The organism is Sulfitobacter sp. NFXS29 (genome assembly GCF_040148765.1).
Classification (GTDB): Bacteria; Pseudomonadota; Alphaproteobacteria; order Rhodobacterales; family Rhodobacteraceae; genus Sulfitobacter.
In genome coordinates, this window is the sequence record NZ_JAGDED010000005.1 from 37462 (window position 1) to 64448 (window position 26987).

At 63.8% G+C, this 26987-nt stretch carries 25 protein-coding genes; 9 read left to right on the top strand and 16 right to left on the bottom strand.

All coding sequences use genetic code 11. The annotated features are described in order from the left end of the window. Positions 1–105: 105 nt before the first annotated feature. From J3456_RS09750 to J3456_RS09780, 7 genes are all read right to left on the bottom strand, one after another. Positions 106–1119, bottom strand: coding sequence for a pyridoxal-phosphate dependent enzyme (locus tag J3456_RS09750; protein WP_349580071.1), 1014 nt, complete (start codon positions 1117–1119; stop codon positions 106–108). Further along, positions 1120–2364 (bottom strand): DNA recombination protein RmuC, encoded by a 1245-nt coding sequence (locus tag J3456_RS09755; protein WP_349580072.1) that lies wholly within the window; start codon positions 2362–2364, stop codon positions 1120–1122. Continuing rightward, a complete protein-coding gene (mutL, locus tag J3456_RS09760) occupies positions 2361–4247 on the bottom strand; it encodes a DNA mismatch repair endonuclease MutL (RefSeq protein WP_349580073.1) in 1887 nt (628 codons plus the stop codon). The genes J3456_RS09755 and mutL overlap by 4 nt, the downstream gene beginning before the upstream one ends. A gap of 283 nt (positions 4248–4530) precedes the next feature. After that, positions 4531–5460, bottom strand: a complete 930-nt coding sequence (locus J3456_RS09765; protein WP_349580074.1) for a metal ABC transporter permease — start codon at positions 5458–5460, stop codon at positions 4531–4533. Next, positions 5457–6662 carry a metal ABC transporter permease gene (locus J3456_RS09770; protein ID WP_349580076.1) on the bottom strand — a complete coding sequence of 402 codons (1206 nt, stop codon included), beginning with the start codon at positions 6660–6662 and terminating at the stop codon, positions 5457–5459. Before J3456_RS09770 ends, J3456_RS09765 begins: the two co-directional genes overlap by 4 nt. After that, positions 6659–7453, bottom strand: coding sequence for a metal ABC transporter ATP-binding protein (locus J3456_RS09775; RefSeq protein ID WP_349580077.1), 795 nt, complete (start codon positions 7451–7453; stop codon positions 6659–6661). The genes J3456_RS09770 and J3456_RS09775 overlap by 4 nt, the downstream gene beginning before the upstream one ends. Positions 7454–7456: 3 nt before the next feature. Next, on the bottom strand, positions 7457–8446 hold the full coding sequence (locus tag J3456_RS09780) for a metal ABC transporter solute-binding protein, Zn/Mn family (protein WP_349580079.1): 990 nt from the start codon (positions 8444–8446) through the stop codon (positions 7457–7459). Between the two features lie 175 nt (positions 8447–8621). Between J3456_RS09780 and deoC the strand changes: the two genes are divergently transcribed. Further along, complete coding sequence (gene deoC, locus J3456_RS09785; RefSeq protein ID WP_349580080.1) at positions 8622–9635, top strand: deoxyribose-phosphate aldolase; 1014 nt, start codon at positions 8622–8624, stop codon at positions 9633–9635. A 44-nt stretch (positions 9636–9679) separates the two neighbouring features. Further along, positions 9680–12025 carry an aldehyde dehydrogenase family protein gene (locus tag J3456_RS09790; protein WP_349580082.1) on the top strand — a complete coding sequence of 782 codons (2346 nt, stop codon included), beginning with the start codon at positions 9680–9682 and terminating at the stop codon, positions 12023–12025. A 57-nt stretch (positions 12026–12082) separates the two neighbouring features. Here the strand turns inward: J3456_RS09790 and J3456_RS09795 are convergent, their stop codons facing one another. The 6 genes from J3456_RS09795 to J3456_RS09820 form a co-directional block, all read right to left on the bottom strand. After that, positions 12083–13405, bottom strand: coding sequence for a M16 family metallopeptidase (locus J3456_RS09795; RefSeq protein ID WP_349580083.1), 1323 nt, complete (start codon positions 13403–13405; stop codon positions 12083–12085). Then, positions 13402–14748, bottom strand: a complete 1347-nt coding sequence (locus tag J3456_RS09800; RefSeq protein ID WP_349580085.1) for a M16 family metallopeptidase — start codon at positions 14746–14748, stop codon at positions 13402–13404. The genes J3456_RS09795 and J3456_RS09800 overlap by 4 nt, the downstream gene beginning before the upstream one ends. Positions 14749–14812: 64 nt before the next feature. Then, positions 14813–15325, bottom strand: coding sequence for a DUF3035 domain-containing protein (locus tag J3456_RS09805; RefSeq protein ID WP_349580087.1), 513 nt, complete (start codon positions 15323–15325; stop codon positions 14813–14815). A 52-nt stretch (positions 15326–15377) separates the two neighbouring features. After that, the gene (lspA, locus tag J3456_RS09810; protein ID WP_349580088.1) at positions 15378–15866 is read right to left on the bottom strand and encodes a signal peptidase II; all 489 of its coding nucleotides are present in this window, start codon (positions 15864–15866) and stop codon (positions 15378–15380) included. 15 nt (positions 15867–15881) lie between these two features. Continuing rightward, complete coding sequence (purH, locus tag J3456_RS09815; protein WP_349580090.1) at positions 15882–17468, bottom strand: bifunctional phosphoribosylaminoimidazolecarboxamide formyltransferase/IMP cyclohydrolase; 1587 nt, start codon at positions 17466–17468, stop codon at positions 15882–15884. Positions 17469–17484: 16 nt separating this feature from the next. Then, on the bottom strand, positions 17485–19233 hold the full coding sequence (locus J3456_RS09820; RefSeq protein WP_349580092.1) for a heparinase II/III family protein: 1749 nt from the start codon (positions 19231–19233) through the stop codon (positions 17485–17487). 165 nt (positions 19234–19398) lie between these two features. Between J3456_RS09820 and J3456_RS09825 the strand changes: the two genes are divergently transcribed. Continuing rightward, positions 19399–20148 (top strand): phosphate/phosphite/phosphonate ABC transporter substrate-binding protein, encoded by a 750-nt coding sequence (locus tag J3456_RS09825; RefSeq protein ID WP_349580093.1) that lies wholly within the window; start codon positions 19399–19401, stop codon positions 20146–20148. A gap of 3 nt (positions 20149–20151) precedes the next feature. On the opposite strand, the gene J3456_RS09830 is transcribed toward J3456_RS09825, so the two are convergent. Further along, positions 20152–21423, bottom strand: coding sequence for an RsmB/NOP family class I SAM-dependent RNA methyltransferase (locus J3456_RS09830; protein WP_349580094.1), 1272 nt, complete (start codon positions 21421–21423; stop codon positions 20152–20154). A gap of 97 nt (positions 21424–21520) precedes the next feature. Between J3456_RS09830 and J3456_RS09835 the strand changes: the two genes are divergently transcribed. After that, complete coding sequence (locus J3456_RS09835; protein WP_349580096.1) at positions 21521–21823, top strand: DUF1674 domain-containing protein; 303 nt, start codon at positions 21521–21523, stop codon at positions 21821–21823. Between the two features lie 6 nt (positions 21824–21829). Here the strand turns inward: J3456_RS09835 and J3456_RS09840 are convergent, their stop codons facing one another. After that, positions 21830–22189: a dihydrodipicolinate reductase gene (locus J3456_RS09840; protein ID WP_349580098.1), complete on the bottom strand. Its 360-nt coding sequence runs from the start codon at positions 22187–22189 to the stop codon at positions 21830–21832. A gap of 77 nt (positions 22190–22266) precedes the next feature. After that, on the bottom strand, positions 22267–23085 hold the full coding sequence (dapB, locus tag J3456_RS09845) for a 4-hydroxy-tetrahydrodipicolinate reductase (protein WP_349580100.1): 819 nt from the start codon (positions 23083–23085) through the stop codon (positions 22267–22269). 97 nt (positions 23086–23182) lie between these two features. Between dapB and rbfA the strand changes: the two genes are divergently transcribed. From rbfA to J3456_RS09870, 5 genes are all read left to right on the top strand, one after another. After that, positions 23183–23614 carry a 30S ribosome-binding factor RbfA gene (rbfA, locus tag J3456_RS09850; RefSeq protein WP_067626238.1) on the top strand — a complete coding sequence of 144 codons (432 nt, stop codon included), beginning with the start codon at positions 23183–23185 and terminating at the stop codon, positions 23612–23614. Beyond that, positions 23611–24357: a phosphodiester glycosidase family protein gene (locus tag J3456_RS09855; RefSeq protein WP_349580103.1), complete on the top strand. Its 747-nt coding sequence runs from the start codon at positions 23611–23613 to the stop codon at positions 24355–24357. The genes rbfA and J3456_RS09855 overlap by 4 nt, the downstream gene beginning before the upstream one ends. 78 nt (positions 24358–24435) lie before the next feature. Then, positions 24436–25362 (top strand): tRNA pseudouridine(55) synthase TruB, encoded by a 927-nt coding sequence (gene truB, locus J3456_RS09860; RefSeq protein WP_349580104.1) that lies wholly within the window; start codon positions 24436–24438, stop codon positions 25360–25362. A gap of 6 nt (positions 25363–25368) precedes the next feature. Further along, positions 25369–25878 (top strand): DUF1643 domain-containing protein, encoded by a 510-nt coding sequence (locus J3456_RS09865; RefSeq protein WP_349580255.1) that lies wholly within the window; start codon positions 25369–25371, stop codon positions 25876–25878. Between the two features lie 87 nt (positions 25879–25965). Continuing rightward, positions 25966–26931 (top strand): calcium-binding protein, encoded by a 966-nt coding sequence (locus tag J3456_RS09870; protein WP_349580106.1) that lies wholly within the window; start codon positions 25966–25968, stop codon positions 26929–26931. Positions 26932–26987: the final 56 nt, after the last annotated feature.

Below are 26987 nucleotides of genomic sequence, written 5' to 3' on the forward strand. Positions count from 1 at the left end.
GGGGCACACACGGGTAAAAAGGAGTTAAAGTTGCACTGCCCGATACATTTTCTTGGAGAGGGTCACGCCGCCGCAAGACGGCCTGCACACGCGCAAAAGGGGGCGCTATGACAGGAGGCTTTCAAGCGCCGCTTGGCCGCGGCTCAACTGGCCCAGATAGGTTTCGGTGTCGATATTGGCCCCACAGACGATCACCCCCACACGCCGCCCCGCCAGTTGCGCGCGCAGGGGCCCGAGCGCCCCGGCCATCGCGGCCCCGGCGGCAGGCTCTACCGCCAATTTCGCGGCCTGTTGCAGCACCACCATCCCGGCGCAGATCGCATCGTCGCTGACCGTCACCACATCATCGACATAGACCGCACAAAGCGCATGGCCAAAGGGCAGCGCCATCGGCGGGCCAAGACTGTCGGCGATGGTAATGACCTCGGGGATGGTCACGGGCGCGCCAGAGGCGAGGCTTCGCGACATGCTGTCGGCGCCTGTCGGCTCAACGCCGTACACCCGACAAGCGGGGTTGATCGCCTTGACCGCGGCGGCCACACCGCTGATCAGCCCGCCACCGCCGACCGAGACGACGACCGCGTCCAAGTCCGCCACCTGTGCCATCAGTTCCAGCCCAACCCCCGCGGTGCCGAGCGACGTGTGCAGCCCCTCGAAAGGGTGGATAAAAAACCGCCCCTCTTCGCGCACCAGCCGCTCTGCCTCGGCAAAGGTCTCTTGCCCGGCGGGTTTCATCACGACCTCGGCCCCGGTGGCACGGGCAAGCGCGACGCGAAAGGGGTTGGCGTTGTCCTGCATCACCACCTTGGCGCTGATCCCCAGCTTTGCCGCGGCCCAACCGGCAGCGATGGCATGGTTGCCCGCGCTGGCCGCGGTGATCCCGCGTCCGCGGGTGTCGTCATCCAACTGTCGCGCCACCGAAAGCGCGCCACGGGCCTTGAAGGTGCCGGTATGCTGAAAACACTCCAGCTTGAGCGCAACCTGCGCGCCGCTTAGCACATCATTGACCATGGGAGAGGAGAGCGTCACCACCGGTGTTTGCACGATATCGCCCCGCAACGCGGCGGCCCGCGTCTGCATCGCCTCCAGCGTCATCCCGGTAATGTCCACGTCGTTCATTCAGCCGTTCCCTTCGGGTGTCCTTAGGGGAACAATAGCCTCGGTTTTGTCTTCTGCCAGTTCTTCGAAGTCGAAATTATGCAAGCGGCCCGCGCGTTTGGCGGCTTTTTCGCTGCTGACTTTGATCTCTTCGACATCGCGCCGCGCTTGGCTGAAATGCCGATCAAGGTTACCGACACGCATCGCCAGACGCTCGACATCCTTGTTCAGATTGCCCAACTCCTTGCGAATCGCGCCTGCCTGTTCGCGCATCCGCGCATCCTTCAAGATCGCGCGCATGGTGTTGAGCGTGGCCATGCAGGTCGTCGGGCTGACGATCCAGACGCGCTTTTCAAACCCCTCGCGGACGAGTTCGGGAAAATTGGCGTGCAACTCGGCATAGACGGCTTCGGAGGGTAGGAACATCAAGGCGCCCTCGGCCGTCTCGCCCTCCAGAATATATTTGTCGGCGATGGCGTTGAGGTGCACCCGCACGGCGGTTTTCATCTGCTGGGCCGCGGCGCGGGTCTCGGCTTCGGTCTTGGCGCGGCGCAGGGCCTCATAGGCCTCCAGCGGGAATTTACTGTCGATCACGATCGGGCCGGGCGGGTTGGGCAGATGGATCAGGCAATCGGGCCGCTTGCCGTTGCTGAGCGTGGCCTGCAAAGAATAGCTGTCGCTCGGCAGGGCTTTCGACACGATATCGCGCAGTTGGATTTCACCAAAGGATCCGCGCGTTTGTTTGTTGCTGAGGATGTCTTGCAGCGACAGCACGTCGCCCGATAGTTTCGTGATATTATCCTGCGCCTTGTCGATGGAGGCCAGACGCTCCTGCAACTGCGCAAGACTGGTGGTGGTGCGTTTGGACGAGCCGTGCAGCGTCTCGGTCATGCGCTGCTGCATCTCGGCCAGCGAGCGCGCCGAGCGGGCGGCGTTGTCGGCCAGCCGGTCCTGCATCTGCTGCTGCACGTAGGCGAGCCGCGCCTCCATGCTCTGCATCATCTGCGCTTGGGTATTGCTTTGTGTGTCCGAGACCATCTGCAACCCGCCGCGCAGCTGCTCCTGCCCCTGCCCCAACTGCTGCACATGCCCCCCAAGCACGCGCAGCTGCTGCGCCAAGGGGGCGGCCACACGGGCCGAACGGCCAGCGGCGCGCACCGCCATGATCAGCAAGATAACGATGAGCAACAGCAACCCGGCCCCGGCAAGGGCGGCCAGCGTCACAGGGTCAGACAGGTTCAACGTCGTGCCGCCAAGCTCCATCAAGTGCGCCCGAAAAGCCGTTCGATGTCGGCGAGTCTGAGTTCGACATAGGTAGGTCGCCCGTGGTTGCACTGACCGGAATGCGGGGTCGCCTCCATCTCGCGCAAGAGCGCGTTCATCTCTTCGGCGCGCATCCAGCGGCCCGAACGGATCGAGCCGTGACAGGCGACACGGCTCAGGATCGCTTCGATCTTGGCCTGCACGATGTTGCTGCTGTCGCCTTCGTCCAATTCGTCGAGCACATCAAGGATCAGCGCGCGGGCGTTCACGGTGCCAAGGATCGCGGGCGTTTCGCGCACGGCGATGGCGCTGCCGCCGAAAGCTTCTATGCCAAGGCCGAGTTTCGCCAGTTCCTCCGCCAGTTCCAGCAGCCGCGCGCAGTCATTGGCGGAAAGCTCGACAATCTCAGGGATCAGCAGCGCTTGGGCCGCGACGCCGTTTTCATTCATCTGACGCTTCAGTTTTTCATAGACCAGCCGCTCATGCGCGGCGTGTTGGTCGACGATGACCATGCCACTGGCGGTTTGCGCGATGATGTAATTCTCATGCACCTGCCCGCGCGCGGTGCCGAGTGGGTAGTCGGGGGCGGGGGCCGCCTCTTCGCCCTCGGGCGCGGCAGTGAACGGCGCGGGAGCTTCGGGCATCGGGGTGCCCTCCACCCGGCCCCAGACACCTGCGGTTTCGGCAAAGCCCGGCGCCTGCGCTTGATAGGCGGCCTCACGCGCAGCGGGGCTGGGGCGGTCCATGCCCGCGCGGTCCATCTGGTAGACCCGCGCGCCCTGCGGTTCGGGCTGCATCGCGCCCAAAGTCGCCTGTGCTACGGTGGTCGAAGCGCGGTGACCCGCCTCGGCCAGCGCATGGCGCAGGGCCGAGACGATCAGCCCCCGCGCCAGACCCGGATCGCGAAACCGCACCTCGGATTTCGCCGGGTGCACGTTCACATCGACCAGCGTTGGCGGGCATTCCACGAACAGCGCCGCCGCCGGGTGGCGGTCTCGGCTGAGGAAATCGAAGTACGCGCCGCGCAGCGCACCCGTCAGCAGTTTGTCCCGCACCGGGCGGCCATTCACGAAAAGATACTGCGCCACAGCAGAGCCGCGCGAATAGGTAGGCAGCGCTGCGAACCCCGTCAGATGCAGCCCCTCGCGCATGGCGTCGATGGGCAGCGCATTCTCGGCAAACTCCCGGCCCAACACCTGCGCCAAACGGCCATGCAGCGCCTCGAACAGATCGCCTTGCTCGGCCTCGGCGCGAAACACATCGCGGCCCTTTCCGTCACCCGACACGTCGCGCAGCACAAAGCGCACGAAGGGTTCCGCCATGGCCAACCGCTTGATGACATCGCCAATGGCCTGCGCCTCGGCCCGGTCCGTGCGCAGGAACTTGAGCCGCGCAGGCGTCGCAAAAAACAGATCGCGCAGGGTGACGATGGTGCCGCTGTTCAGCGCCGCCGGGCGCACCTCGCCCATGCGGCCGCCGTCGACTGTAATCTCGGCCCCGTCAAACCCCGACGCTCGGCTGGTGATCGTCAACCGCCCGACAGCACCGAGGGACGGCAGGGCCTCCCCCCGAAACCCGAAAGTATGGATATCAAGCAGGTCAGAGCCGTCGATCTTGGAGGTCGCGTGGCGGGACAAGGCCAGTGCCAAATCCTCAGGCGCGATGCCGCAGCCATCGTCGGTCACGCGGATCATCGTTTTGCCACCGTCGGCATATTCCACGGTGATGCGCCGCGCGCCCGCGTCGATGGCGTTTTCGACAAGTTCCTTCACGGCAGAGGCGGGGCGTTCGACCACCTCGCCCGCAGCGATGCGGTTGATCGCGGAATCGTCCAACTGGCGGATGACGGGGCGGTTTTCGCTTATATTGGGGGTCGGGCTTGGCATACCGCAAGACCTAGCATGGGCCATTCCGATTCTGCCAGATCGGAATGCGTCTATCAGAGGGGGAAGACAGAGTCAGCGGACCGCCGCCAAGACTGGGGCGATCCGCTTCTGGGTCGGCTACTCGGCGCACTGGTGCTTTTGTTATTCCGGTCTTATCAGAGCGGCGGGCGACCCGGGTACAAGTCGTCTCCGGCGGAGCTTGCACCCTGTATAGACGCAGGACGAATCACAGGTCAAAGCAAAATCGAATCGGTTGCCCAGAAAACGAATCGTTGCGATTCGATTAAGCGGCGGGGGCAGCGGCGCCTCTTTGCCGATGCGGCCCCATAAGTGCCGCAAACCCAAGGATAACACCCGAAACCGTGGCGATCATCCCCGCGGCCGAAACCGAATCTCGCATGCCGATCCACAACGGCCCGTATCCGGCCAGCACATAGCCCAGCACAGCAGCCAAAGTGGCAAAGAGCACCGACCACGCAATCTGATACTCCAATCGGTTGGTCATCATCCGCGCGGCGGCGGGGGGGCAGATGAACATAGCGATGACGATGATACTGCCCACCGCATCAAAGGCAGCCACAGCGGCAATCGCCGCAACGATGACCAGACCAAGGCCCAGTGGCCCGGTCTTCATGCCGATGGTACGGGCGAAGCCCTCGTCGAAGGTGCTGATCTTGAGCGGCCGCCAGAATATCGCGGTAAAAAGCGCGACAAAGAGCAGCGTCACCGCCATGCGCGGCAGCTCCACCGGGAGGGTCGCCAGCGCCTCGGGGTCGAACAGCGACCCCCAGCCGGTCGCATCCAGCCAGATCAGGCTTTCAAGGTTGCCGTAGAGCGCATGTTCCACGTCGAGATGCACATTGCTGGTGTCCGATTGCTCAAGCAGCAGCACGCCGCCCGCAAACATCGCGGTAAAGACCACGCCCATCGCCGCACCGGATTCGATTTTGCCCAGACGGCGCACGCCTTCGATCGCCAACACGGCGACCAGTGCCGCCCCCGCAGCGCCCAGTAGCATCGGCCAAGTGCTGACCACGCCAGTCACCAGAAACGCCACCACGATCCCCGGCAGCACCACATGGCTAATCGCATCGCCGATCAGCGCTTGGCGGCGCAGGACAAGGAAATTCCCCGGCAGGGCACAGGCCACGGCGACGAAAATGCCGATGAGCATCGGCACCAACGATAGGGGGACAAATTCAGAACCGTTCATGCCATCACCCCGCCGCGCATGTCGATGCGGCTGTCAATTTCGCGGATTTGGTCGGCGGTCAGCACCGTCTCAATCGGGGTCAGACCATCATATTGCTGGGCGGCGGTCTCATAAGCCGGATCGCGGCGGATGAGCTGCCAGCGGGTCTCATCCCGCAGCGCCTTTGCGGCGCGGCCCCGGCCCGCTTTGGTGGCCACCCCATCGGGCAGCGCATAGCCTTCGGCGCGCAGCAGGCGCAGGGTCAGTTGTTCGTAGATCGGTTGCCCATGGGCGAGCGCCAGCAGCCCCTGCCGCAGATGCACCCGGCGCTGATACCGGCGGTGGCGCAGCAAAGCCGAAAGCGCGCCGCGCCCCGGTGCCAGCAGCAGCGACAGCGCGAAGAGCGCGAAACCCACCAGCACAATGATCGGCCCCGTCGGCAGGTTCGGCTGCGCCGCCGACAACGCCGCGCCGACATAGGCCGCGATACCGCCAAGTGCGCCTGAGATCAGCACCACGTGATCGGTGCGCTCGCTCCAGAACCGGGCGGTCACGGGCGGGATGATCAAGAGCGCGACAATTAGGATCAGCCCGACGATTTTGAGACCTACAACCGTCACCGCGAGCACCAGCCCCATCATCGCCAAATCCGTGCGCGGGACGTTTTGGCCGATGGCGGTGCCATATTCGGGATCGAACGAGGCAAGCGTCAGCGGACGCCGAAGCAGCAGCACCAGCGCCAGCGTCAGCGCCGCCGCCACCGCAATGATCAACGCATCGTTGCGCAGCATCCCGGCGGTGGAGCCCAAAAGGAAATCCTCTAGCCCCGCTTGTCGTCCAGCGCTCATGGTCTGGATCACTGTCAGTAAAACGATGCCAAGCCCAAAGAAAACCGACAGGACCGAGCCAATCGCCGCATCCTCGGCCAACCGCGTGCGGTTGCTGAGCCATGAGACCAAGAGCAGCCCTGCCGCCGCCGACGCCGCCGCGCCCAGCAGCAGGCCAATCAGGTTGCGCCCATCCCCACCGAGCGCGACCATCACCATGAAAGCAATCGCCACACCGGGCAGCGTCGCATGGGAGATCGCGTCGCTGACCAGCGCTCGTTTGCGCAGGAATAGAAAAGTGCCGCCAACCCCCGCAGCCATGCCCAGCAGCGTCGCCCCGAGTGTTACCAGCGTGGCGTTATAGCCCAGTTGCAGCGTCAGCGCGTCCCAGATCATGACAATTGCAACGCATCCATTTGTGCGCCTGCCAAACGACCGCCATAGGCGTCTTGCAGGTGGTTGGCTTGGAAAACCTCTTCGACGCGGCCTTCGGCGACGCGATGGGTGTTAATCAGGAAGACATTGTCGAAATACTCGGCCACGGTCGACAGGTCATGGTGAACCGCCACGACCGTTTTGCCTGCGTCCCGCAGAGATTTCAGCACGGCGATGATCGCCTTTTCAGTTGCCGCATCGACCCCGGCAAAGGGTTCGTCCAGCAGGTAGAGGTCCGCCTCCTGCGCCAAGGCGCGGGCGAGAAAGACCCGCTGTTGCTGGCCCCCAGACAATTGGCCGATCTGGCGGGTGGCGAAATCTTCCATCCCGACGCGCGCCAGACAATCTGTGGCGCGGGCGCGGTGCACAGGGCGGATGCGGCCCAGCAGGCCCAGTTGCGGATAGAGCCCCATCAGCACCACGTCGATCACGCGGGTCGGAAAATCCCAATCCACGCTGGCACGTTGCGGCACATAGGCGATGCGGTGGCGTTGTTCGGCGACCGGCTTGCCATAGACGGTGGCGGTGCCAGCCAGCGGGGTCAGAATGCCCAAAGCAGCCTTGAGCAAAGTCGACTTGCCCGCGCCATTCGGGCCGATGATTGCGGTCATCTTGCTCGGTTGCACCGTCATATCGACAGAAAACACCGCAGGTTTCTGCCCATAGGAGACTGTCATGCCGCGCACGGCAAGCGGGCTATCGGCACGCGATGTCGGCGCGGTCTCACGGTTGCTGGCGAGCTCAAGTGTCATGGATCAGCTTCCCTGTACCAGCTTGCCGTTCATCCCGCCCGCATCCACTGGCGCGCCAAGCGCGCGGGCGATGGTGGTGACATTGTGATCGATCATACCGATATAAGTGCCCTCATAGCTGCCCGGTTCCCCCATGGCGTCACTATAGAGCGAGCCGCCGATCACGACCTCATGACCGCGCGCCGCAGCCCCTTCGACCAGCGCACGCATGTTGCGGTCGGAAACCGAGGTCTCGACAAAGACCGCCCCGATTTCGCGGTCGACCAGTTCCTCCACCAACGCAGAGATGCGGTTCAGCCCCGCCTCGCTGTTGGTTGAGATGCCCTGAATGCCGATCACCTCGAACCCAAAAGCGCGTCCGAAATAGCTAAAGGCGTCGTGGGCCGTGACCAGCACGCGCTGGCTCTCTGGCACCTGCGCCACGGTCTCGGCCGCATAGGTGGCCAGTTGTTCCAGCTCCGCGCGGTAGGTGGCCGCGTTCTGGGCGAAAGTCTCGTCCCCTGCGGGATGCGCCTCGGTCAGGGCGCGGGTCACCTCATCGACCACGGCGATCCAAGTTTTCGGGTCCATCCAGACGTGGGGGTCATAGCGGCCCTCGTAGTCTGGGTGGCTGAGCAGATCGTCCTTGGGCAGCGCATCGGCCACGGCAACCACGGCGCGCTTGCGGCCCAGATCTTCGAAAAACCGCTCCATCTGCGCCTCAAGGTAGAGGCCGTGCCAAAGCACCAGATCGGCCCGGGTCAGCGCCACGATGTCGCTGCGCGTCTGGCGGTAGCTGTGCGGATCGACGCCCGAGCCCATGAGCGAGCGGACCGCGACCAATTCGCCCCCCACGCGGCGCGCGGCGTCGGCGATCATCCCTGTGGTCGCGACAACGTTAAGTTTTTGCGCTGCGAAGGCGGCTGGCGTAGCCCCGAGAAGTGCAACGGCACTGATGCCACCAATTAAAGCGGTGCGGCGGGAAGGGCGAAGCAGGTCAGATGTATGTTTCATGGGCTATTAATGAGAACGATTCTCATGTAAGTCAACAGTTGCGAATGGTTCTCATTAACAATTGCGGCATTTTGCCTGTTTTCCAGGCATTCCCCTCGTGACGCGGGGTTAGCGTCGCTTGCCTTGCCCTGGGCCCCATGCCATTTTGCGCGTCTGACCAAACCGGAGAGACCCGATGGCCACTCAGACGACCCCGCAGGAAAGCACGACGGAAACCGGCGCGACCGGGCATCTGCCGCAGGTGACCGAACAGCGTGTCGAGCCTATGCCGCTTGATATGGACTGGCTGCGCTCGGTGCAGGCGAACACCTCGGCGATCGAACGCCGTGCCGCCGCCCTGCCCGCCCGCCGTTCGCTGAAAAAAGCGCATCAGGCCGCGTGGCTGCTGCGCGCCGTGACCTGTATCGACCTGACGACCCTCTCGGGCGATGACACCGCGCGCCGGGTTGAGCGGCTTTGCGCCAAGGCGCGCCAGCCGATTGCGCCCGATCTGCTTGATGCGCTTGGTATGGCCCCGATCACCACCGGCGCGGTTTGCGTTTATCACGAGATGATCCCCGCCGCACAGCGCGCGCTGGAAGGCACGAATATCCCCATCGCCGCCGTGTCTACCGGTTTCCCGGCTGGGCTGTCGCCGCTGGAACTGCGCATCCGCGAGATTGAAATGAGCGTTGAAGCTGGGGCGACAGAGATAGACATCGTGATCTCGCGCCGTCATGTGCTCTCGGGCGACTGGCAGGCGCTTTATGATGAGATGCGCGCCTTCCGCGAAGCCTGTGGCGAGGCGCATGTGAAGGCGATCCTTGCTACCGGAGAATTGGGATCGTTGCGCAATGTGGCGCGTGCGTCGCTGGTTTGCATGATGGCCGGGGCCGATTTCATCAAGACCTCGACCGGCAAGGAAAGCGTCAACGCCACCCTGCCCGTCAGCCTCGCGATGATCCGCGCGATCCGTGAGTATTATGAACGCACCGGGGTGCGTGTGGGCTACAAGCCCGCGGGGGGCATCTCGAAAGCCAAGGATGCGATCACCTATCTGGCCTTGATGAAGGAAGAGCTGGGCGACCGTTGGTTGCAGCCTGATCTGTTCCGCTTTGGGGCGTCCTCGCTCTTGGGCGATATCGAGCGGCAGTTGGAGCATCATGTGACCGGCAACTATTCGGCGGCTTACCGCCACGCGACCTCCTAAGCCTGTTGCAGGCTGCAGGACGGTATTTGGAAAAGGATGAAGGCATGAGCGTGTCCGACATATTCGAAAGCATGGAATACGGGCCAGCCCCGGAATCGGCGGCAGATGCGCTGGCGTGGATCGTGGATCAGGGCGGGCGTTTTGGTCATTTCATTGATGGCGCTTTCACCGCGCCGGGCGCGGGTTTCGACAGCACCAACCCGGCGACGGGAGAGGTTTTGGCGAGCCTGACGCAGGCGACGCAGGGTGATGTTGATAGCGCGGTGAAGGCCGCGCGAAAGGCGCAGCCGAAGTGGGAGAAGCTGGGCGGCCATGGCCGAGCGCGGCATATCTATGCGCTGGCGCGGTTGTTGCAGAAACACGCGCGGCTCTTTGCGGTTTTGGAAGTGTTGGACAACGGCAAGCCGATCCGTGAGGCGCGCGATATCGATGTGCCTTTGGCGCAGCGGCATTTCTATTACCACGCCGGCATGGCGCAACTGATGGGGAGTGAGTTGCCCGATGCGCAGGCGCTTGGCGTATGCGGTCAGATCATTCCGTGGAACTTCCCGCTGTTGATGCTGGCGTGGAAGATCGCGCCCGCGTTGGCGATGGGCAATACCGTGGTGTTGAAGCCTGCGGAATATACATCGCTGACGGCGTTGTTGTTTGCCGATATCTGCCGTCAGGCTGGGTTGCCGAAGGGTGTGGTTAATATTGTCACCGGCGATGGGGCCGTGGGCGAGATGATTGTCACCCATGAGGATATCGACAAGATCGCCTTTACCGGCTCCACCGCCGTGGGCCGCCGCATTCGTGAAGCGACGGCGGGTTCGGGCAAGGCGCTGACTTTGGAGTTGGGGGGCAAGTCGCCTTACATCGTGTTTGATGACGCCGACCTAGATAGCGCCGTGGAGGGGCTGGTTGACGCGATTTGGTTCAATCAGGGGCAGGTCTGCTGTGCGGGCTCGCGGTTGCTGGTGCATGAGCCTGTTGCGGATCGCTTCTATGCCAAGCTGCGCACGCGGATGGAGAAGCTGCGCATTGGCGATCCGCTGGACAAGAGCATTGACGTGGGCGCGCTGGTGGACCCGGTGCAATACAAGCGCGTGAGCGAGATGGTGGAGGCGAATACTGCAGGCGAGCGGTTTGTCACCCCGGGGGAGATGCCTGAAAATGGGTGTTTCTATCCGCCAACGCTGATCACCGGGCTGAACCCGGCCGATACGTTGATGCAGGAAGAGATTTTCGGGCCGGTGTTGGTTTCGACCACTTTCCGTACGCCCAGCGAGGCGGTGCAGCTGGCGAACAACACCCGCTATGGGCTGGCGGCGACGGTTTGGACCGAGAATGTGAACCTCGCCCTTGATATCGCGCCACAGTTGGAGACCGGGATCGTTTGGGTCAACGGCACCAATATGATGGATGCGGCGGCTGGCTTTGGCGGCAAGCGCGAGAGTGGTTTTGGCCGTGAGGGCGGCTGGGAAGGTCTGGCGGGCTATACCAAGCCCAACTCCGCTCAGAAGCCGTTGAAAGAGATCGAAGCATTCAGCGGTGAAGGTGGTCCGGAAGACGGGATCGACCGCACGGCGAAGCTTTATATTGGGGGCAAGCAAGCGCGGCCCGATGGGGGATATTCCGCGCCGGTCTGGGGCAAGTCTGGCGGGCTGTTGGGCCATGTGAGCCTTGCCAGTCGCAAGGATGTCCGCAACGCGGTTGAAGCGGCACATGCGGCAAAAGGGTGGTCAAAGACCTCTGGCCATCTGCGCGCACAGATTCTGTATTATATCGCCGAGAACCTCTCGGCGCGGGGTGATGAATTTGCCGCGCGGCTTGATGCGATGCAGGGAACGAAGACGGGTCGTAAGGAAGTCGACGCGGCCATTGACCGGCTCTTCACCTATGCCGCTTGGGCCGACAAATACGACGGTCAGGTGCACGGCGTGCCGATCCGGGGCGTGGCGCTGGCGATGAAGGAGCCTGTGGGCGTGATCGGGGCGCTCTGCCCGGCTGAGGCACCGCTTTTGGGGCTGATCGCTTGCATGGCGCCAGCGATTGCCATGGGCAACCGGGTGATCCTGTCGGCGAGCGAGCCCTTCCCGCTGGCGGCGACTGATTTCGTGCAGGTGTTGGAGACTTCCGACGTGCCTGCGGGTGTGGTGAATATCCTAACTGGGCCGCAGGCCGATCTGGCCGAGCCGATGGCGCGGCATATGGACATTGATGCCGTCTGGAGCTTTGGCGCGGCGGAACTGTCTGGCGTGGTCGAAAAAGGGGCGGCGAGCAACATCAAGCGCACTTGGGTCAACGACGGTATGGCGCGCGATTGGTTCGGGGCCGAGGGCGCGGGGCGTGCATTCTTGCAGGCCGCGACAGAGGTCAAGAATATCTGGGTGCCCTACGGCGAATAAGCTCTATCGCCGAAACGCATTGAAAGCGCCGCCCCCCCTTCGGGAGCGGCGCTTTTTTCATTCCTGCGGCGGAGTTGTCGCCTCAAGCCCTTCGGGCTGGCCGACCACGACGAAATGCAGGTTTTCGGGGTCCAGAAATTCCGCCGCGACGCGCTTCACGTCGTCCAGCGTGACCGCTTCGACCTTGTCGTTGCGGGTCGCGATATAGTCGGTCGGCAGGCCGAGCATCTGCATGCCCACGAGGATGTTGGCGATCGGGCTGTTGCCGTCAAACCGCAGGGGATAGGCCCCGGTGATATAGGTCTTGGCGGCCTCCAGTTCCTCTTGGGTGATGCCCTCGGTCGCTGCTTTGGCCCATTCGGCACGGATCACCTCAATCGCCTCACCGATACGGTCGTTGGCTGAACTGACAGAGCCGAGGTAGGTCTCAGCCAGATCGCGCGGGGCGAGGTAGGAATAGACGCCATAGGTCAGACCGCGCTTCTCACGGACCTCGGTCATCAGGCGGGATTCGAAACCGCCGCCGCCGAGGACATGGTTCAGCACCGTGGCGGTAAACCAATCGGGATCGTCCTGCGCGAGGCCCGGCTGGCCAAAGATCGCGACGGATTGCGGCGTGGCGAAATCGACCACTGTCGTGCCCGCGGGGATATCCACATCGGCAGGCGGGGGCATCGGCGCGCCCTTGGCGGGCAGATCGCCCAGCAGCGTATCGAGCAACTCGCCCAGTTCTTCGGGGGTGATGTCGCCCACCGCGCCGACATAGATGCGGTCACGGGCCAGCACGGCCTTATGCGCCCCAATCAGGTCGTCGCGGGTCAACCCGGCCACAGTCTCTAACGTGCCGTTCAGCGAACTGCCGTAGGGGTGGTCGCCAAAGGCGATTTTGTCGAAGGTCTGGCGGGCGATGTCGTTCGGGTCTTTCTGGTTCGACTGTATGTTCGAGATCACCTGACCGCGCACCCGCTCTACCGCGTCTTCATCAAAGCGTGGCTCCAACAATGCGGCGCGCAGAAGCTCGATGGAGGCGTCGCGGTTTTCGGTCAGGAAACGGGCCGAGACGGAAAGCGCATCATCCGACACGTCGAAGCTGAGGTTGGTTGCCAGCGCTTCGGTCTCGCGGCTAAATGCACGCGCGTCCATGTCGCCCGCGCCCTCTTCCAGAAGGCCGATCATCAGGTTGATCGCGCCGCGTTTACCCGGCGCATCCAGTGATGCGCCGCCCCGGAAGCGGATTTCCAATGCAACGAAGGGGATCGAATGTTCTTCGACCAGCCAAGCGTCGATGCCGCCGGGGCTGGTGACGGGCTGAATGTCGACTTCGGCACGGGCGGGGAGTGCGGCGAAAACCGTCAGGATCAGGGCGTAGAACAGTTTCATTGCGCGTCCTCCTTCATCAGCCAACCGGTGACCGATGCGCGTTTGTCGAACAGGGTGCGGGCCGCCTGCATGATGTCTTCGGCGGTGACGGCTTGCAGCACATCGGGCCAGTCCTGCACGTCTTCGACGGTCAGACCGATGGCGAGGGCCGAGCCATAGCGGTTTGCCACGCGGTCGGCATCGTCGCGGGCGTAAATCTGATCGGCGCGCAATTGCGCCTTGAGACGTTCAAGATGCTCGGGGTCCACTCCGGCTTCCATGAACTGCACGAGCACCTCGTCCAGCGCCTCTTCGGCCTGTTGGAGGCTGACACCGGGCACGGGCAGCACCACGACATCAAAGGTCGTGTCGTCGAGCGTATCAGCCTTGTAAAAGGCGCCGGTGTAGTTGGCGATCTGTTCGTCGAATTGCAGCTTTTCAGCGAGGTAGGAGGTGGTGCCGCCGCCCAGCAATTCGCTGAGAAGAAAGAGCGCCGCCGCCTCTTCCTGCGCACCGCTGTCGCGCTCTTGCGCGAGGTAGGAGCGGCGGACATAGGGTTGGGCCACGCGGGCGTCCTTGTAGATCAACCGGCGTTCTGCGATTTGCGGTGGCTCTGCGGTGCGCAGGCGTTCGGGCAATTCGGGGTTAGCGGGGATTTTGCCATAGGTGGCTTCGGCCAATTCGCGTACTTCCTCGGGCGTCACATCGCCCGAGACCACGAGGATCGCATTATTGGGCGAATAGTAGAGTTCATAGAACGACAGTGCATCTTCGAGGTCCAACTCCTCCATCTCATGTTTCCAGCCGATGATCGGCACGCCGTAGCGATGGTTGAGATATTGCGCGGCGTTGAGCTGTTCGCTGAACAGGGCGGCGGGGTTGTTCTCGGTCCGCTGGTTGCGCTCTTCCAAGATCACATCGCGTTCGGTTTCGATGTTTTCGGGGGTGAGGCGGATGTTCTTCATCCGGTCGGCCTCCATCTCCATCATCAGGCCGAGACGGTCAGCGGCGACGCGCTGGAAATAGGCGGTGTAATCGTAGCTGGTGAAGGCATTGTCGCGCCCACCGTTGGCGGCGACGGTGGCGGAAAACTCGCCCGCTTCCAGTTTGTCGGTGGCCTTGAACAGCAGGTGTTCAAGAAAATGCGCCACGCCGGATGAACCCTTAGGCTCATCGGCTGAGCCCGCGCGGTACCAGACCATCTGCTGCACGACCGGGGCGCGGTGGTCTTCGACGACCACGACCTCCATGCCGTTATCGAGGGTGAAATAGGTTACCGCCTCATTCTCGTTATCGCGCGCCTGCGCGGAGGGGGCTGTGAAGAGCGTCGCCACCAGGGCCGCCATCATCGGCAGTCGGATCATTGCTTACCTCGAAATATATCGCCTCCCGCATTACCTACGCGGTCTGGCGCTACTTTCAAGAAGCCTAGCGAAAACGTGTGTCTCGTGGGGGGTAAGACGGCGTGCGCCCACCCGCGTTGCGCCAACGCTCCGCCTCGTTATGGGCGTCGAGGATTTGGTTCTTGTAGGCTTGGCTATAGCGATCCACCGGCACGATGCGGAACTGGGTAAAGCGGCCTTTGCGCTTGCGGAATTCCGCGTCAGACTGCGCCAAGCTGGCCCGGATCCCGGGTTGCACGCCCATCCGGCCCGCATGTTGCACCAGCGCCGCATCCCCCGCCGGGATGCCGGTAGAGGTATCCAGACGCCCGCCAAATGCCGCCACCCCTTCGGCCACCGCCGAACGGTCGGTCAGGTTCGCCTGTCCCGGTACGGGGGTCGGCAGGGCGTTCAGATTGTCGGGGCGTTCCAGCGGCTTGACCGGCTGGATCAAGAATTCGTCCGGTCCGTCAGAAGTCGGCTGCAAATCGCGAAGGCCCTGATTGCTGCAGGCGGCGAGGGCCAGCGGGATCAAGCTGATGAGGGCAATGCGGCGCATGGTGTCTCCTTCCGGGGTCTGCTTGTTCAATATCGCAGGCAAGCGGGCAATGTCACTGACCTTTTTTGCCCCGGCGCTTGGGCGCGCTTTTTGGCTCTCCGGTAAAGAGGATCAGCCCCAAGGCCCCGGCAAAGATAAAGACATCCGCCAAGTTGTAGACGAAAGGGTTGTTGATGCCACAGCAAGAGTTGTTCAGGAAATCCAGCACATAGCCATAGATCAGCCGGTCCGCCACATTCGCCAGCGCCCCGCCGACCAACAGGCCGCCGCTCAGCTGTGCCCACCGCCCATGTGGGCTGCGCCAGAGCCACAGGGTGACGCCCGCGCAGATCACCAGCGCCACCACGATCAGCACCCATTGGCTCATGTCGCCACCGAGGCCGAAGTTGATGCCCCGGTTTTCACCATAGCGGAAATTCAGCACCGGGGGCAGCACGTCGATGGAGCGGATACGTGCCAGTTCCATCATGTGAATGACCACATATTTGCTGATCTGATCGATCATAAAGGCCACGAAGGCCGCGATGCCGAATGTCCGCATGGTGCTGCCCTTCGCTTAGTGCCGGAAGTGGCGCATGTTGGTGAAGACCATGGCAAGGCCCGCTTCATCCGCCGCGGCAATCACCTCGTCGTCGCGCATGGAGCCACCGGGCTGGATCAGTGCCGTGGCACCGGCTTCTGCCGCTGTGATCAGACCGTCGGCGAAGGGGAAGAACGCATCGGAGGCCACGACCGACCCTTGGGTCAGCGGGGCCTCGATGTCCATGACTTCGGCCATGTCTTGGGCCTTGCGCGCGGCGATCCGCGTGCTGTCCACCCGGCTCATCTGGCCTGCGCCAACGCCGACTGTGGCACCGTCTTTGACATAGATGATGGCGTTGGATTTAACGTGTTTTGCAACGGTCCAAGCAAACAGCATGTCGTCGAGTTCTTGATCCGACGGCTTGCGCTTGGTCACCACCTTCAGATCATCGCGGCTAACCCGGCCCACGTCTTTGTCCTGCACAAGGAACCCGCCCGAGACCTGACGCACGGCCAGAGCAGCGCTTGTCGGATCGGCAAGACCTTCAGTGGTCAGCAGACGAAGGTTCTTCTTGGCGGCAAAGATGCGCTTGGCATCCTCATCCGCGCCGGGGGCGATGACGACCTCGGTAAAGATCGCAGCAATGGCTTCGGCAGTCGGGCCGTCCAGCGGCTGGTTCAGCGCGATGATGCCGCCGAAGGCCGAGGTGCGGTCGCAGTCAAAGGCGCGTTTGTAGGCCTCCAGCATCGTCTCACCCCGTGCCACGCCGCAGGGGTTGGCGTGTTTGATGATCGCGCAGGCGGGGCCGTCTTTGGGGTCAAACTCGCTGACCAGCGCAAAGGCCGCGTCGGTGTCGTTGATGTTGTTGTAGGACAGTTCCTTGCCCTGATGCTGCACGGCATTCGCCAGACCGGGTGCGGTGGAGCCATCGGTGTAGAAGGCCGCCTGTTGGTGCGGGTTCTCGCCATAGCGCAGGGTCTGGGCCAGCGTGCCGCCAAAGGTCCGGCGGCGCGGGGTGCCTGCGACCTGCTCGGCCATCCAAGTGCTGACGGCGGTGTCATAGGCGGCGGTGCGGGCATAGGCGGTTTGGGCCAAGCGCTGGCGCAGGGCATAGGTGGTCTGGCCGTCGTTGGCTTCCATCTCGGCGATGACTTCAGCGTAGTCTTCGACATCGACCACAACATTGACGAAGCCGTGGTTCTTGGCGGCCGAACGGATCATCGCCGGGCCGCCGATGTCGATGTTCTCGATCACTTCGGCGTATTCTGCGCCTTTGGCGACGGTGTCCTCAAACGGATAAAGGTTCACCACCACCAGATCGATCGCGCCTATGTTATGTTCGTTCATCGCGCCGACGTGCTCATCGTTGTCGCGCAGGGCCAGCAGACCGCCGTGGACCACCGGATGCAGCGTCTTCACGCGCCCGTCCATCATCTCGGGAAAGCCCGTCACATCGGCCACATCCAACACCTCAAGCCCCGCGTCGCGCAGCGCTTTCGCGGTGCCGCCGGTGCTGAGCAACTCAACGCCCCGCGCCGCCAAAGCTTTGCCAAGGTCCAAAAGACCGGTCTTGTCAGATACGGAAAGAAGCGCGCGTTTGATGGGATAGAGATCGGGCATGGGGCTGGTTCCTTGGTCAGTCTTCATCAGCATAGGGATCGTCGATCGACAAATCTCGCACGCCAATCGCAGTTTCCTGCGCTTTTGACAACGACCAGCGCACCCGCGTGGCATAGTTCATGGCATAACCCGAGAGCACGATCTGCTGCGCCGCACGTGGTTTCAGCCGGGTCGTCTCAAGGTAAACCCCCGGTTCCAAAGACAGATTATGCGTACCGTCATGGCGAAACACCCAAATCTCACCGCTTTTCAGCGCCATGGATATTGCAGCCCCGCCAAGGTCGACCGTGGCATCCACATCCGGATGCAAGTGAAAACGGATGTCGAAAGGCACGCCCTTCAATTGCGTGGCGCTCAACACCTTATCAAAGCGACGCTTCTCTGCCCCCTCTATCGCCAGCAACATATCCTCCCCCGTCAGCCCGCGCCCGTCCGAGGTGAGTTCGAGCCGCCGCGCATGGGTCAACCCGTGACTGCGCAGATAGGCGTCATGGCCGCCCTCAAAACGCAGCCCATCCGCCGCCTCTCCGATCTCCACCGGCACTTGGCGCGGGCCAGAGATGAGCGCCTCCGCCCCGCTGTGGGGGTCGGGCTCCGCCAGGCGGGCGCTGGAATGGCCGACGAGCGACAGGGCCGAATGCGACGGCGTGGCCCGCCCCGCCCGCCGCCATTCCAGCCCGAAAGACGCGCCGGAGCCGCAGTTCACCACCAAGGGCCGCCGCCCCGATGTCAGCTCGAACGCCAGTGTCGAGGCATGGGCGTTGCCCGATGCCGCGCCGCCCGGCGGGGGTGCGGCATCGACGATCACGCTGGTGCGCCCCGCCGACAGCCTTGCATAGCCCATGGCCAGCCCATCAGGCTGCCGCGTCTTGACCTTGGCCGCCGCCAGTGCGTGATCCAGCCAGCCTTCCATACCGCGCCCGCCGCCGTGAAACCGCGCCAAAGCGCCATCGGCATGACGCAGGCTGCGCAGGGTGGGCGCGATACGCTCAATCGCGGTTAGGTGCTCTTTGGGCGTGCTGCGGCCTGCATCGCTGAGCGCCGCTGCGGCCCATGTGAGCAGAGTAAACACAGCCAGAAGTTCTTCGGGGTTGCGGGTTGGCAGACCGCCCTCGGCGTCGATCTGGCTGGCACATTCGCGTGCCAAGGCTTTGATAGCGGGATCGGCCAGTTCCTCCAGCCCCTCCAGTGACAGGCCCGCGTAGATCAGCCCGGTCAGCGCTTCGAAACGCGGCAGGCCCGGCGCTGAGGCGCGCCAGCGTTTTGACAGGAAACGGGTCTGCTGTTCGAGCGAACGGTAGAAGGCATCGCTCTGCGCGGTGTCCGTCCCGCGCAGCATGAAAAGTGCGTGGTTGATCCAGCGGATCAGCCGCCGACCGGTCAGCGCCGGGGTCCAGCCCGGCCCCTGCCCGCGCCCGAAACGGTCGATCCAGCCCCAAAGCCAATCCTGCGCTGACGCCCGCGCCCGTGCATCCCCCACGGCGGCAAGATCATCCAGCCATGCAAAACCATGCAGTTCCGCCGCAAAGGCAGGGTCAGGCGGGGTCAGATCCCACATCGCGGTCTGCGGCGCGGTCAGCAGGCTGCCAGCAAAGAGGTAATTGCCCGCCATCAACTGCCGCCCCCGCGCGAAAGAGCCGATGGTGCGCGGCTCGGGCGACGCGGTGAAACCTGCCACCCGCCCCCGGCCCCGGGTCGCACGCCAAGCGTGCCAGCGGTTCAAAAACCGCACCCTTCGGGCCATGACGCTGGAAAGATTAATCATATCAAGCTGCCCCTGACGCTCTGATGGCGTTTGGCGGCAGCATAGCCGCGGCCCTGCAATGAGTCACCGGATTTTCCCCGCGCGCCGGGGGATCGGCGGGGAACGGACGGTTGCCAGCCCGCGGGGGTGCCGCCTAAACAAGGGCACCGCAACCGGAGCGCACCGATGATCGCCAGCCTGATGATGTACCTGCGGCCAGAAACCGCCGCGGCCACGGCCCGCTACTGGGCGCTGATCCGCGATGGGCTGCGTGCGCGGGGCGTTGTGGCCCCGGAAGGGTTGGACAATGCGCGAGAGGAATTCGCGGTCTGGAAAGCCCCCGACCTGACCCTTTCGCAAACCTGCGGGATGCCCTACCGCCTCTGGCTGCACGACCGCGTCACGCTGATCGGGACACCGGACTTTGCCGTCGAGGGCTGCCCGCCGGGCTATTACAACAGCGTCTTCGTGGTCCGCGCCAATGATCCCCGTGAAACAATTTCCGAGTTTCGCGCGGCGCGGTTCACCTACAACCAAACGTTTTCGCAGTCAGGCTACGCCGCCGCCTACGCGCATTGCAGCGCAGAGGGTTTCTGGTTTGCAGATCGCCGTCAAAGCCACGGGCACCGGAACTCTGCCAAAACCGTGGCCGAGGGTCGGGCGGATATTGCGGCGCTGGACGGGGTATCGTGGCGGCTGATCCAGCGGTATGACGCTTTCGCGGGTGGCTTGCGGGTGTTGGAAACCACGACGCCGACGCCCGGCCTGCCCTATATCGCGGCGGCAGATACCGATCGCGAAGCCACATGTGCGGCGGTCCGCGATGCCATCGCAGGGCTTACGCCCGAGGATGCCGCGACGCTGGGCCTGCGCGGCTTGGTCGAGATACCGAAATCAGCATATCTCGCCGTGCCCTCCCCACCCGATGGGGCGTGAGGGTCAGCCCTTCCGCAGACACGCGATATAGAACCCGTCCATCCCGCCCTTATCGGCCCAAAAGTCAGGACGCAGGCGCAACCCGCCTTCTTCGGTGACCCACTCAGCCTCAACCCCCGGCAGGTCCAGCGCACCGCGGTCGACCGTCATGTCACCATGCCGTTCTAAGGCTTCGTCGACCTGCACTTCGCCCTCGTCGGGCAGCAGGCTACAGGTGCAGAACACCAGCCGCCCGCCGGGTTTCAGCAGGGTCCATGCGTGGTCGATCAACTCGGATTGCAGTTCAATCAGGTCCCCGAATTCCGAACCATCCTTAGCATGGGGCAAATCGGGGTGGCGACGGATGGTGCCGGTGGCGGAACAGGGCGCGTCGAGCAGGATCGCGTCGAACGCGCCCTCTACGGCACGGGCGTCCTTGGTGAGCGTCTTGGCCTTAAGCCCCACGCGGGCAAGGTTTTCCTTCACCCGCTGCATCCGTGGATGCGATTGGTCAACGGCGGTGACAACAGCCCCCGCAGCGGCAAGCTGCATGGTCTTGCCCCCCGGCGCGGCGCAGAGGTCGAGCACGGTTTCACCTTCCGTCGGGGCCAGCACCCGGACCGGGATCGCGGCGGCGGCATCCTGCACCCACCAGTCACCTTCGGCAAATCCCGGCATGGTGGAGACCTGCCCTGCATTCATTACGCGCACCGACCCCGTCGGCAAGAGCGTGCCGCCCACGGCCTCGGCCAAGGCGGCAGGATCCCCCTTGGCGGTCAGATCCAGCGGTGCGCCCGCAAAATGCGCCTCTTCCATCTTGGCGATGGCGTCGGTGCCCCAAGCTTCGGCCAGCGGGCCGCGCAGCCATTTCGGCAGGCGCGGCGCACGCAGAGCGTCCCAAGCCTCAGGCCCCTGTGCGGCGATCTTGCGCAGCACGGCGTTGGTCAGCCCCTTGAGATGGCTCAGCGTGCGATGCTGCGACACGAGATTGACCATCGTGTTCACGACCCCATGCGCCGCGCCGCCCTGACACAGCTCAATCGTGCCGACGCGCAGCACGTTGCGCACGGTCAGCGGGGGGGCCTTTTGCAGGTGTTTTTGCAACAGCCTGTCGGCACGTTCCAACCCGCGCAGCGTGTCTTGCGCCAGACGTTGGGCACGGGCGCGGTCATCGGGGGGCAGCTTGTCCAGCGCGCCCGAGGCCAGAAGCTCGGACATCAGCCGCGGCTCTTCGCCCAAAATCTGATCCAGCAGATATACCGCGCTTCTGCGGGCCTGAACGCCTGTGTCTGCCATGGTCATGTCCTATCTGGGTCTCGCTTAAGGGGTTGCCGGGTTGTCTGGGCCAGCGCGCGACGTATATCAAGGGAGAACTTGGCTCAAGAGGACCATGATGCCCGATCAACGCCCCATTCCCGACAGCAAACCCGGCCCTGACCCAACGCCCAGCCCCGCGCCGGACCTGCCACCGCAACCCAAACCGGGGCCAAAGCCGATCCCCGACACGCCGCATGACCCGACGCCGCAGCCCGGCCCCGATCTACCAGCCGCCGCACAGCGCGCGCTGGCCGAGGCGGTCGCGCGCCGCAAGGCCGCAGCCGCGCTGGACCTGCCCGCTGAACTGGGCGGGCGCGATGGGCCAGAGCCGGTGCGCTATGGCGATTGGGAGAAAAAAGGCATCGCCGTCGATTTCTAAGCGGCCTTAGCGCAGGGTCAGCACCGCCGACTCGCCCGCACCCTTGTCAGAGGTAAAGCGGATTTTCGCGCCATCGCGCATGACGACTTGGCAATTATAGCCCAGATCCTTGCCGCCCCAGACCAGCGTGCGGCAGAAATAGCCGTCTTTCCACGACCAACTGCCGGTGATCTGCCAAGCGGCCCCCTTGCCAGCGATGGCCCCGCCGGGGGTCACCTGCAGATTGACGAGCGGACGGGTCAGCCTTTTGCCATTCACCGCCGCGACAAAGTCTGATTTGTTCTGAATGCGGGCATACTCCGCCGCCGCGGGCAGGCCGCTTAGCGCCAGCACCGCAGTCGCGGCGAGTGCAAAGGTAATCCTCATCGAAACCTCCCTTGGTGAATTGCCTTTGGCATTCACGTAAGCAAAAGAGGTAAAGTTTCAGATAATCTGCATCTGGTTCAGCGTTTCAGGCCCAGCACATCAAGCATGTCATATTCGCCCGGCGCCTGCCCCTGCCCCCAAAGCGCGGCCTTCAGCGCGCCGCGCGCGAAAAGGGCGCGGTCAGACGCGATGTGGCGCAGAATGATCCGCTCTCCGGCGGCGGCGAACATCACGTCATGCTCCCCCACGATGTCGCCGCCCCGGATCGCGGTGAAACCGATATCGCCCTGTTGCCGCGCGCCGGTGATCCCATCGCGGCCCCGGTCTGACACATCAGCCAGTTTTACGCCGCGCCCTTCGGCAGCGGCTTCGCCCAACATCAGAGCCGTGCCAGAGGGGGCATCGACTTTTTGGTTGTGGTGCGATTCGATAATCTCAATGTCGTAATCCACGTCCAGTGCAGCCGCGACCTGACGGGTGAGCTGTGTCAGCAGGTTCACGCCAAGGCTCATATTGCCCGCACGGATGATGATGGCCCCCTGTTCGGCGGCTGGGGCAAGCTGCGCGATTTCCTCATCGGTCATCCCGGTGGTGCCGATGACATGCACGATCCCGGCCTTCGCAGCCGCAGCGGCAAAGGCGATCGTGGCCTGCGGCGCGGTGAAGTCGATCACGGCCTGCACCTTGGCAAACGCCGCAGCGGCATCATCGGTCACGGTGACGCCCAGCGCCGCACCGCCCATCGCCTCACCCACATCGCGGCCAACCCAATCATGACCCGTCCGCTCTACCGCTGCGGCCAGATGCATCTTGTCGCTGGCGGTGATCTCACGGATCAACATTTGGCCCATGCGGCCAGAGGCGCCTGTAACGGCGATGCCGGGGGTCTGTGTCATGAGGTAACTCCTGCGGTTCGGGGGCATGAATGGCTCGGCTGGTTTAGCCCGTCGGCGAGCGCTTGGCAAAGTGCAACCGAAGCCTTAGATGGGGTTCATGGCAAAGAACAAGTTTCATGAGGGCGCAGGCCCGTCGCAACGACAACTCCGCGTGGGCGAAACCGTCCGCCGCGCCTTGTCTGATGTTCTCGCACGTGGGGACGTGCATGACACCGATCTCAACCGGCTGTCGATCACCGTGGGGGAGGTGCGCATCTCTCCTGATCTCAAGATCGCAACAGCCTATGTGCTGCCGCTGGGCGGTGAAGGTCAGGATGAGGTGCTTAAGCTGCTGGCGCGCAATAAGAACGAATTGCGCCGACAAGTGGCTAAGAAACTCACGCTCAAGTTCTCTCCCGATCTGCGCTTTCAACTGGATCGGACATTCGACCGGATGGACGACACGCGCCGGATGTTGAACCAAGATGTGGTGCGCCGCGATGCGGACGCGCCAGACGATGACGCTGCCGACAGCGCGCCGGATCAGTGATCCGCGCCGGTCTGATCGCAATGGCGCTGATCGCGCTGAAAGGCACGCCTTCGGACGCTGCCGAATGTCGCAACATCACGTTCGACGGCAGCTCCTATACCGTTTGCGAAGTGGATTTGGAGCGCGACGATCTGCGCCTGTTCCTCAACGATGACGCAGGCGCGCCCTATGGGTTCTTCGGCTCGCTTGATGAGGCCTTGAAGGCGCAGGGCTTGCGGCTGGGCTTTGCCATGAACGCGGGCATGTACCATGAGGATCGCTCTCCGGTTGGGCATTACATCGAAGAGGGTGTCGAGGCGCGCGGCGTGATCGACAGCGCGGGGCCCGGCAACTTTGGCCTGCTGCCCAATGGCGTCTTCTGCCTGCGCGATGGCCGCGCCGATGTGATTGAGACCAAGCGCTATCTTAGGAACAGGCCCGCTTGCCGCTTTGCCACGCAATCCGGCCCGATGCTGGTAATCGATGGCGCTTTGCATCCGCGGTTTTTGCCCGACAGCACCTCGCGCTATATCCGCAATGGGGTTGGCACCAGCACCGATGGCAAACGCGCGATCTTTGCGATTTCCAATGACGTGGTCACCTTTCACGAGTTCGCCCGGCTCTACCGGGATGAGCTGGACCTGCCTAACGCGCTGTATTTCGACGGCAATATCTCGCGCCTGCGCGCGCCGGGATTGCGCCGCACCGGGGCGGGGTTCACCACGCTGGGGCCGATCGTCGGCATCGTCACGCCTGCAAAGTGACCTTTTCCCCGCTTGGGGGCTGGGCAGCGCGGCATGGCTCCGTTAGAGGGCAGCACCACAAAGGCGAAGGGGCAAGACATGGCACGCAAACGCAAGGGTCGCGATATTTCAGGTTGGCTGGTGGTGGACAAACCCGCCGGGCCGACATCGACCGCCGTGGTCAACAAGGTCCGCTGGGCGCTGGAGGCCAAGAAGGCGGGCCACGCAGGCACGCTTGACCCCGAAGCGACCGGTGTTCTGGCCATTGCCTTGGGCGAAGCGACCAAGACCGTGCCCTATATCACCGACGCGCTGAAAGCCTATGAGTTCACCGTGCGTCTTGGCATTGCCACCAACACCGACGACGCCGAAGGCGAAGTGATCGGCACCTCTGGTCTGCGCCCCGACGATGCAGCCATCAAGGACGCGCTGAGCGATTTCATCGGGGACATCCAACAGGTGCCGCCGCAGTTCTCTGCCGTGAAGATCGACGGCCAGCGCGCCTATAAACGCGCCCGCGATGGCGAAGAGATGGAGATCGCCGCCCGCCCGCTTTGGGTGGAAAGCCTGCTGCTGCTCGACCGGCCCGACGCCGATCACGTCACGCTTGAGATGGTCTGCGGCAAGGGCGGCTATGTGCGCTCCATCGCCCGCGATCTGGGGCAGAAGCTTGGCTGCCTCGGCCACGTCCGCGAGCTGCGCCGCACGTGGTCTGGCCCGTTTGAGGCGGCAAATGCCCTGACGCTGGCCCAGATCGACGAAATCGCCCGCACACCGGAACTGGACACGCATCTGTTGCCGCTCGCCGAAGGGCTGGCGGAGCTGCCCGAGGTCAAAGCCACCCCCGAAGGCGCCACCCGTCTGCGCAACGGCAACCCCGGCATGGTGATCGCCCATGACGTGGAATACGGCGATGAATGCTGGGCCTCGCTCGATGGCCAGCCCGTCGCCGTGGGCCGCTTCAAGGCGGGCGAATTGCACCCCAGCCGGGTGTTCAACCTATCGTCGGACACGAACGAGGGCTGAATGGCCCTGATCACCCGCAGCCATACCAAGGGCGATGCGCCCTCGACCGCTGTCTATTCCCCCTGTGAGCAGTATCGCTACAGCCTCACGCGGATCTGGGACAGCGGCGCGCCCCGGGTGATGTTTGTCATGCTGAATCCCTCCACCGCGACGGAGGTGCAGAACGATCCCACCGTCGAGCGTTGCGAGCGTCGGGCACGGGTGCTGGGCTTTGGCGGTTTCCGGGTGACCAATATCTTTGCCTTCCGCGCCACCGATCCGCGCGACATGCGGGCCGCCACCGATCCCATCGGCCCCGACAACGACGCCACGCTGGTCGACGGAGCAGATTGGGCCGACCGCATCATCGCCGCTTGGGGCGTGCATGGTGCCCATCTGGACCGGGGCCTTACCGTTGCCGCACAGCTGGCGGCGGGGGCCAAACCGCTCTACCACCTTGGTCTCTCCAAGGCCGGGCATCCGCGCCACCCCCTCTACCTGCCCTACACTCAAGAGCCGGTTTTGTGGCAGCCCTAGCGTCGCGCGCTGCCAGGCATTCGTTAACCACTTCCCCGCTATTCCTTTGATTTTACGGCCATAGCATGCCCTTTTAAGGGCGGGATGATGTGTGGGGCATCAAGCAATGAACAGGTGGAACTGCGCATGTTGTGGCTGGCTGGTGTGATGGGTCTGATGGCGGTCGGCGCTGTCACTTTCGTAGAAATCGAAACCCCACCTGAGGAGGAAATGCCAGAGGCGGACACCCCGCGCGGCGGCCCGGGCACGGCCGGAGATATCCTTTCCGGCAGCGATGACAGCGAGACGGTGCAGGGCGGCACGGGCGATGATCAGCTTGGCGGCTACGGCGGGAATGATCTGTTGCAGGGCGGTGGCGGCGCTGATGACCTGCACGGCCACGACGGTAATGATACGCTGCGCGGCGGCGATGGCGGCGACAGCCTGCATGGCAACGACGGGGATGATGACCTTTTTGGCGGCGCGGGGAACGACAGCCTCTTTGGCCATAATGGCGATGACTTCCTCTTTGGCGGCGCAGGCAATGATGCGCTGCAAGGCTCCGCGGGGGATGACCTGCTGAATGGCGAAGCCGGAAATGACGCGCTGCAAGGCGGGCTTGGCGATGATGCGCTGCGCGGCGGCGCGGGCGAGGATACGCTCTTTGGCGGCCGGGGCGATGATACGCTGACCGGAGCGGATGACCTGCAAAGCCGCGATTACCTTAACGGCAGCGGCGGGGATGACCTGATCATTGCGGGCGCCGGGGACGTGGTGACATCCGGCGAGGGCACGGATCAAATCGCCTTGGGGGACTGGATCGGCCAAGGCGGCGCGGCGCAAATCACGGATTATCACGCCGAAGACGATTCGCTGCTCTTTGTGTGGGACGACAGCAGCGCCACCGGGGCAGAGCCGCCGCTGTCCATCCTGCCCGACCCGAATGACGCGGGCCAAACACTCGTCATGCTGGACGATATCATCGTCGCGCGGGTGGTGGGCGACAGCGTCACGATGGACGATATCGCGGTGATCCCACTGTCTGCGGCCTTTGACCTTGGCCTTGCGGCGTGACACGGCGCGCTATCGACGCTTAAATCACCCTTTGCCAAAGGCGCAAATTCCTCCTA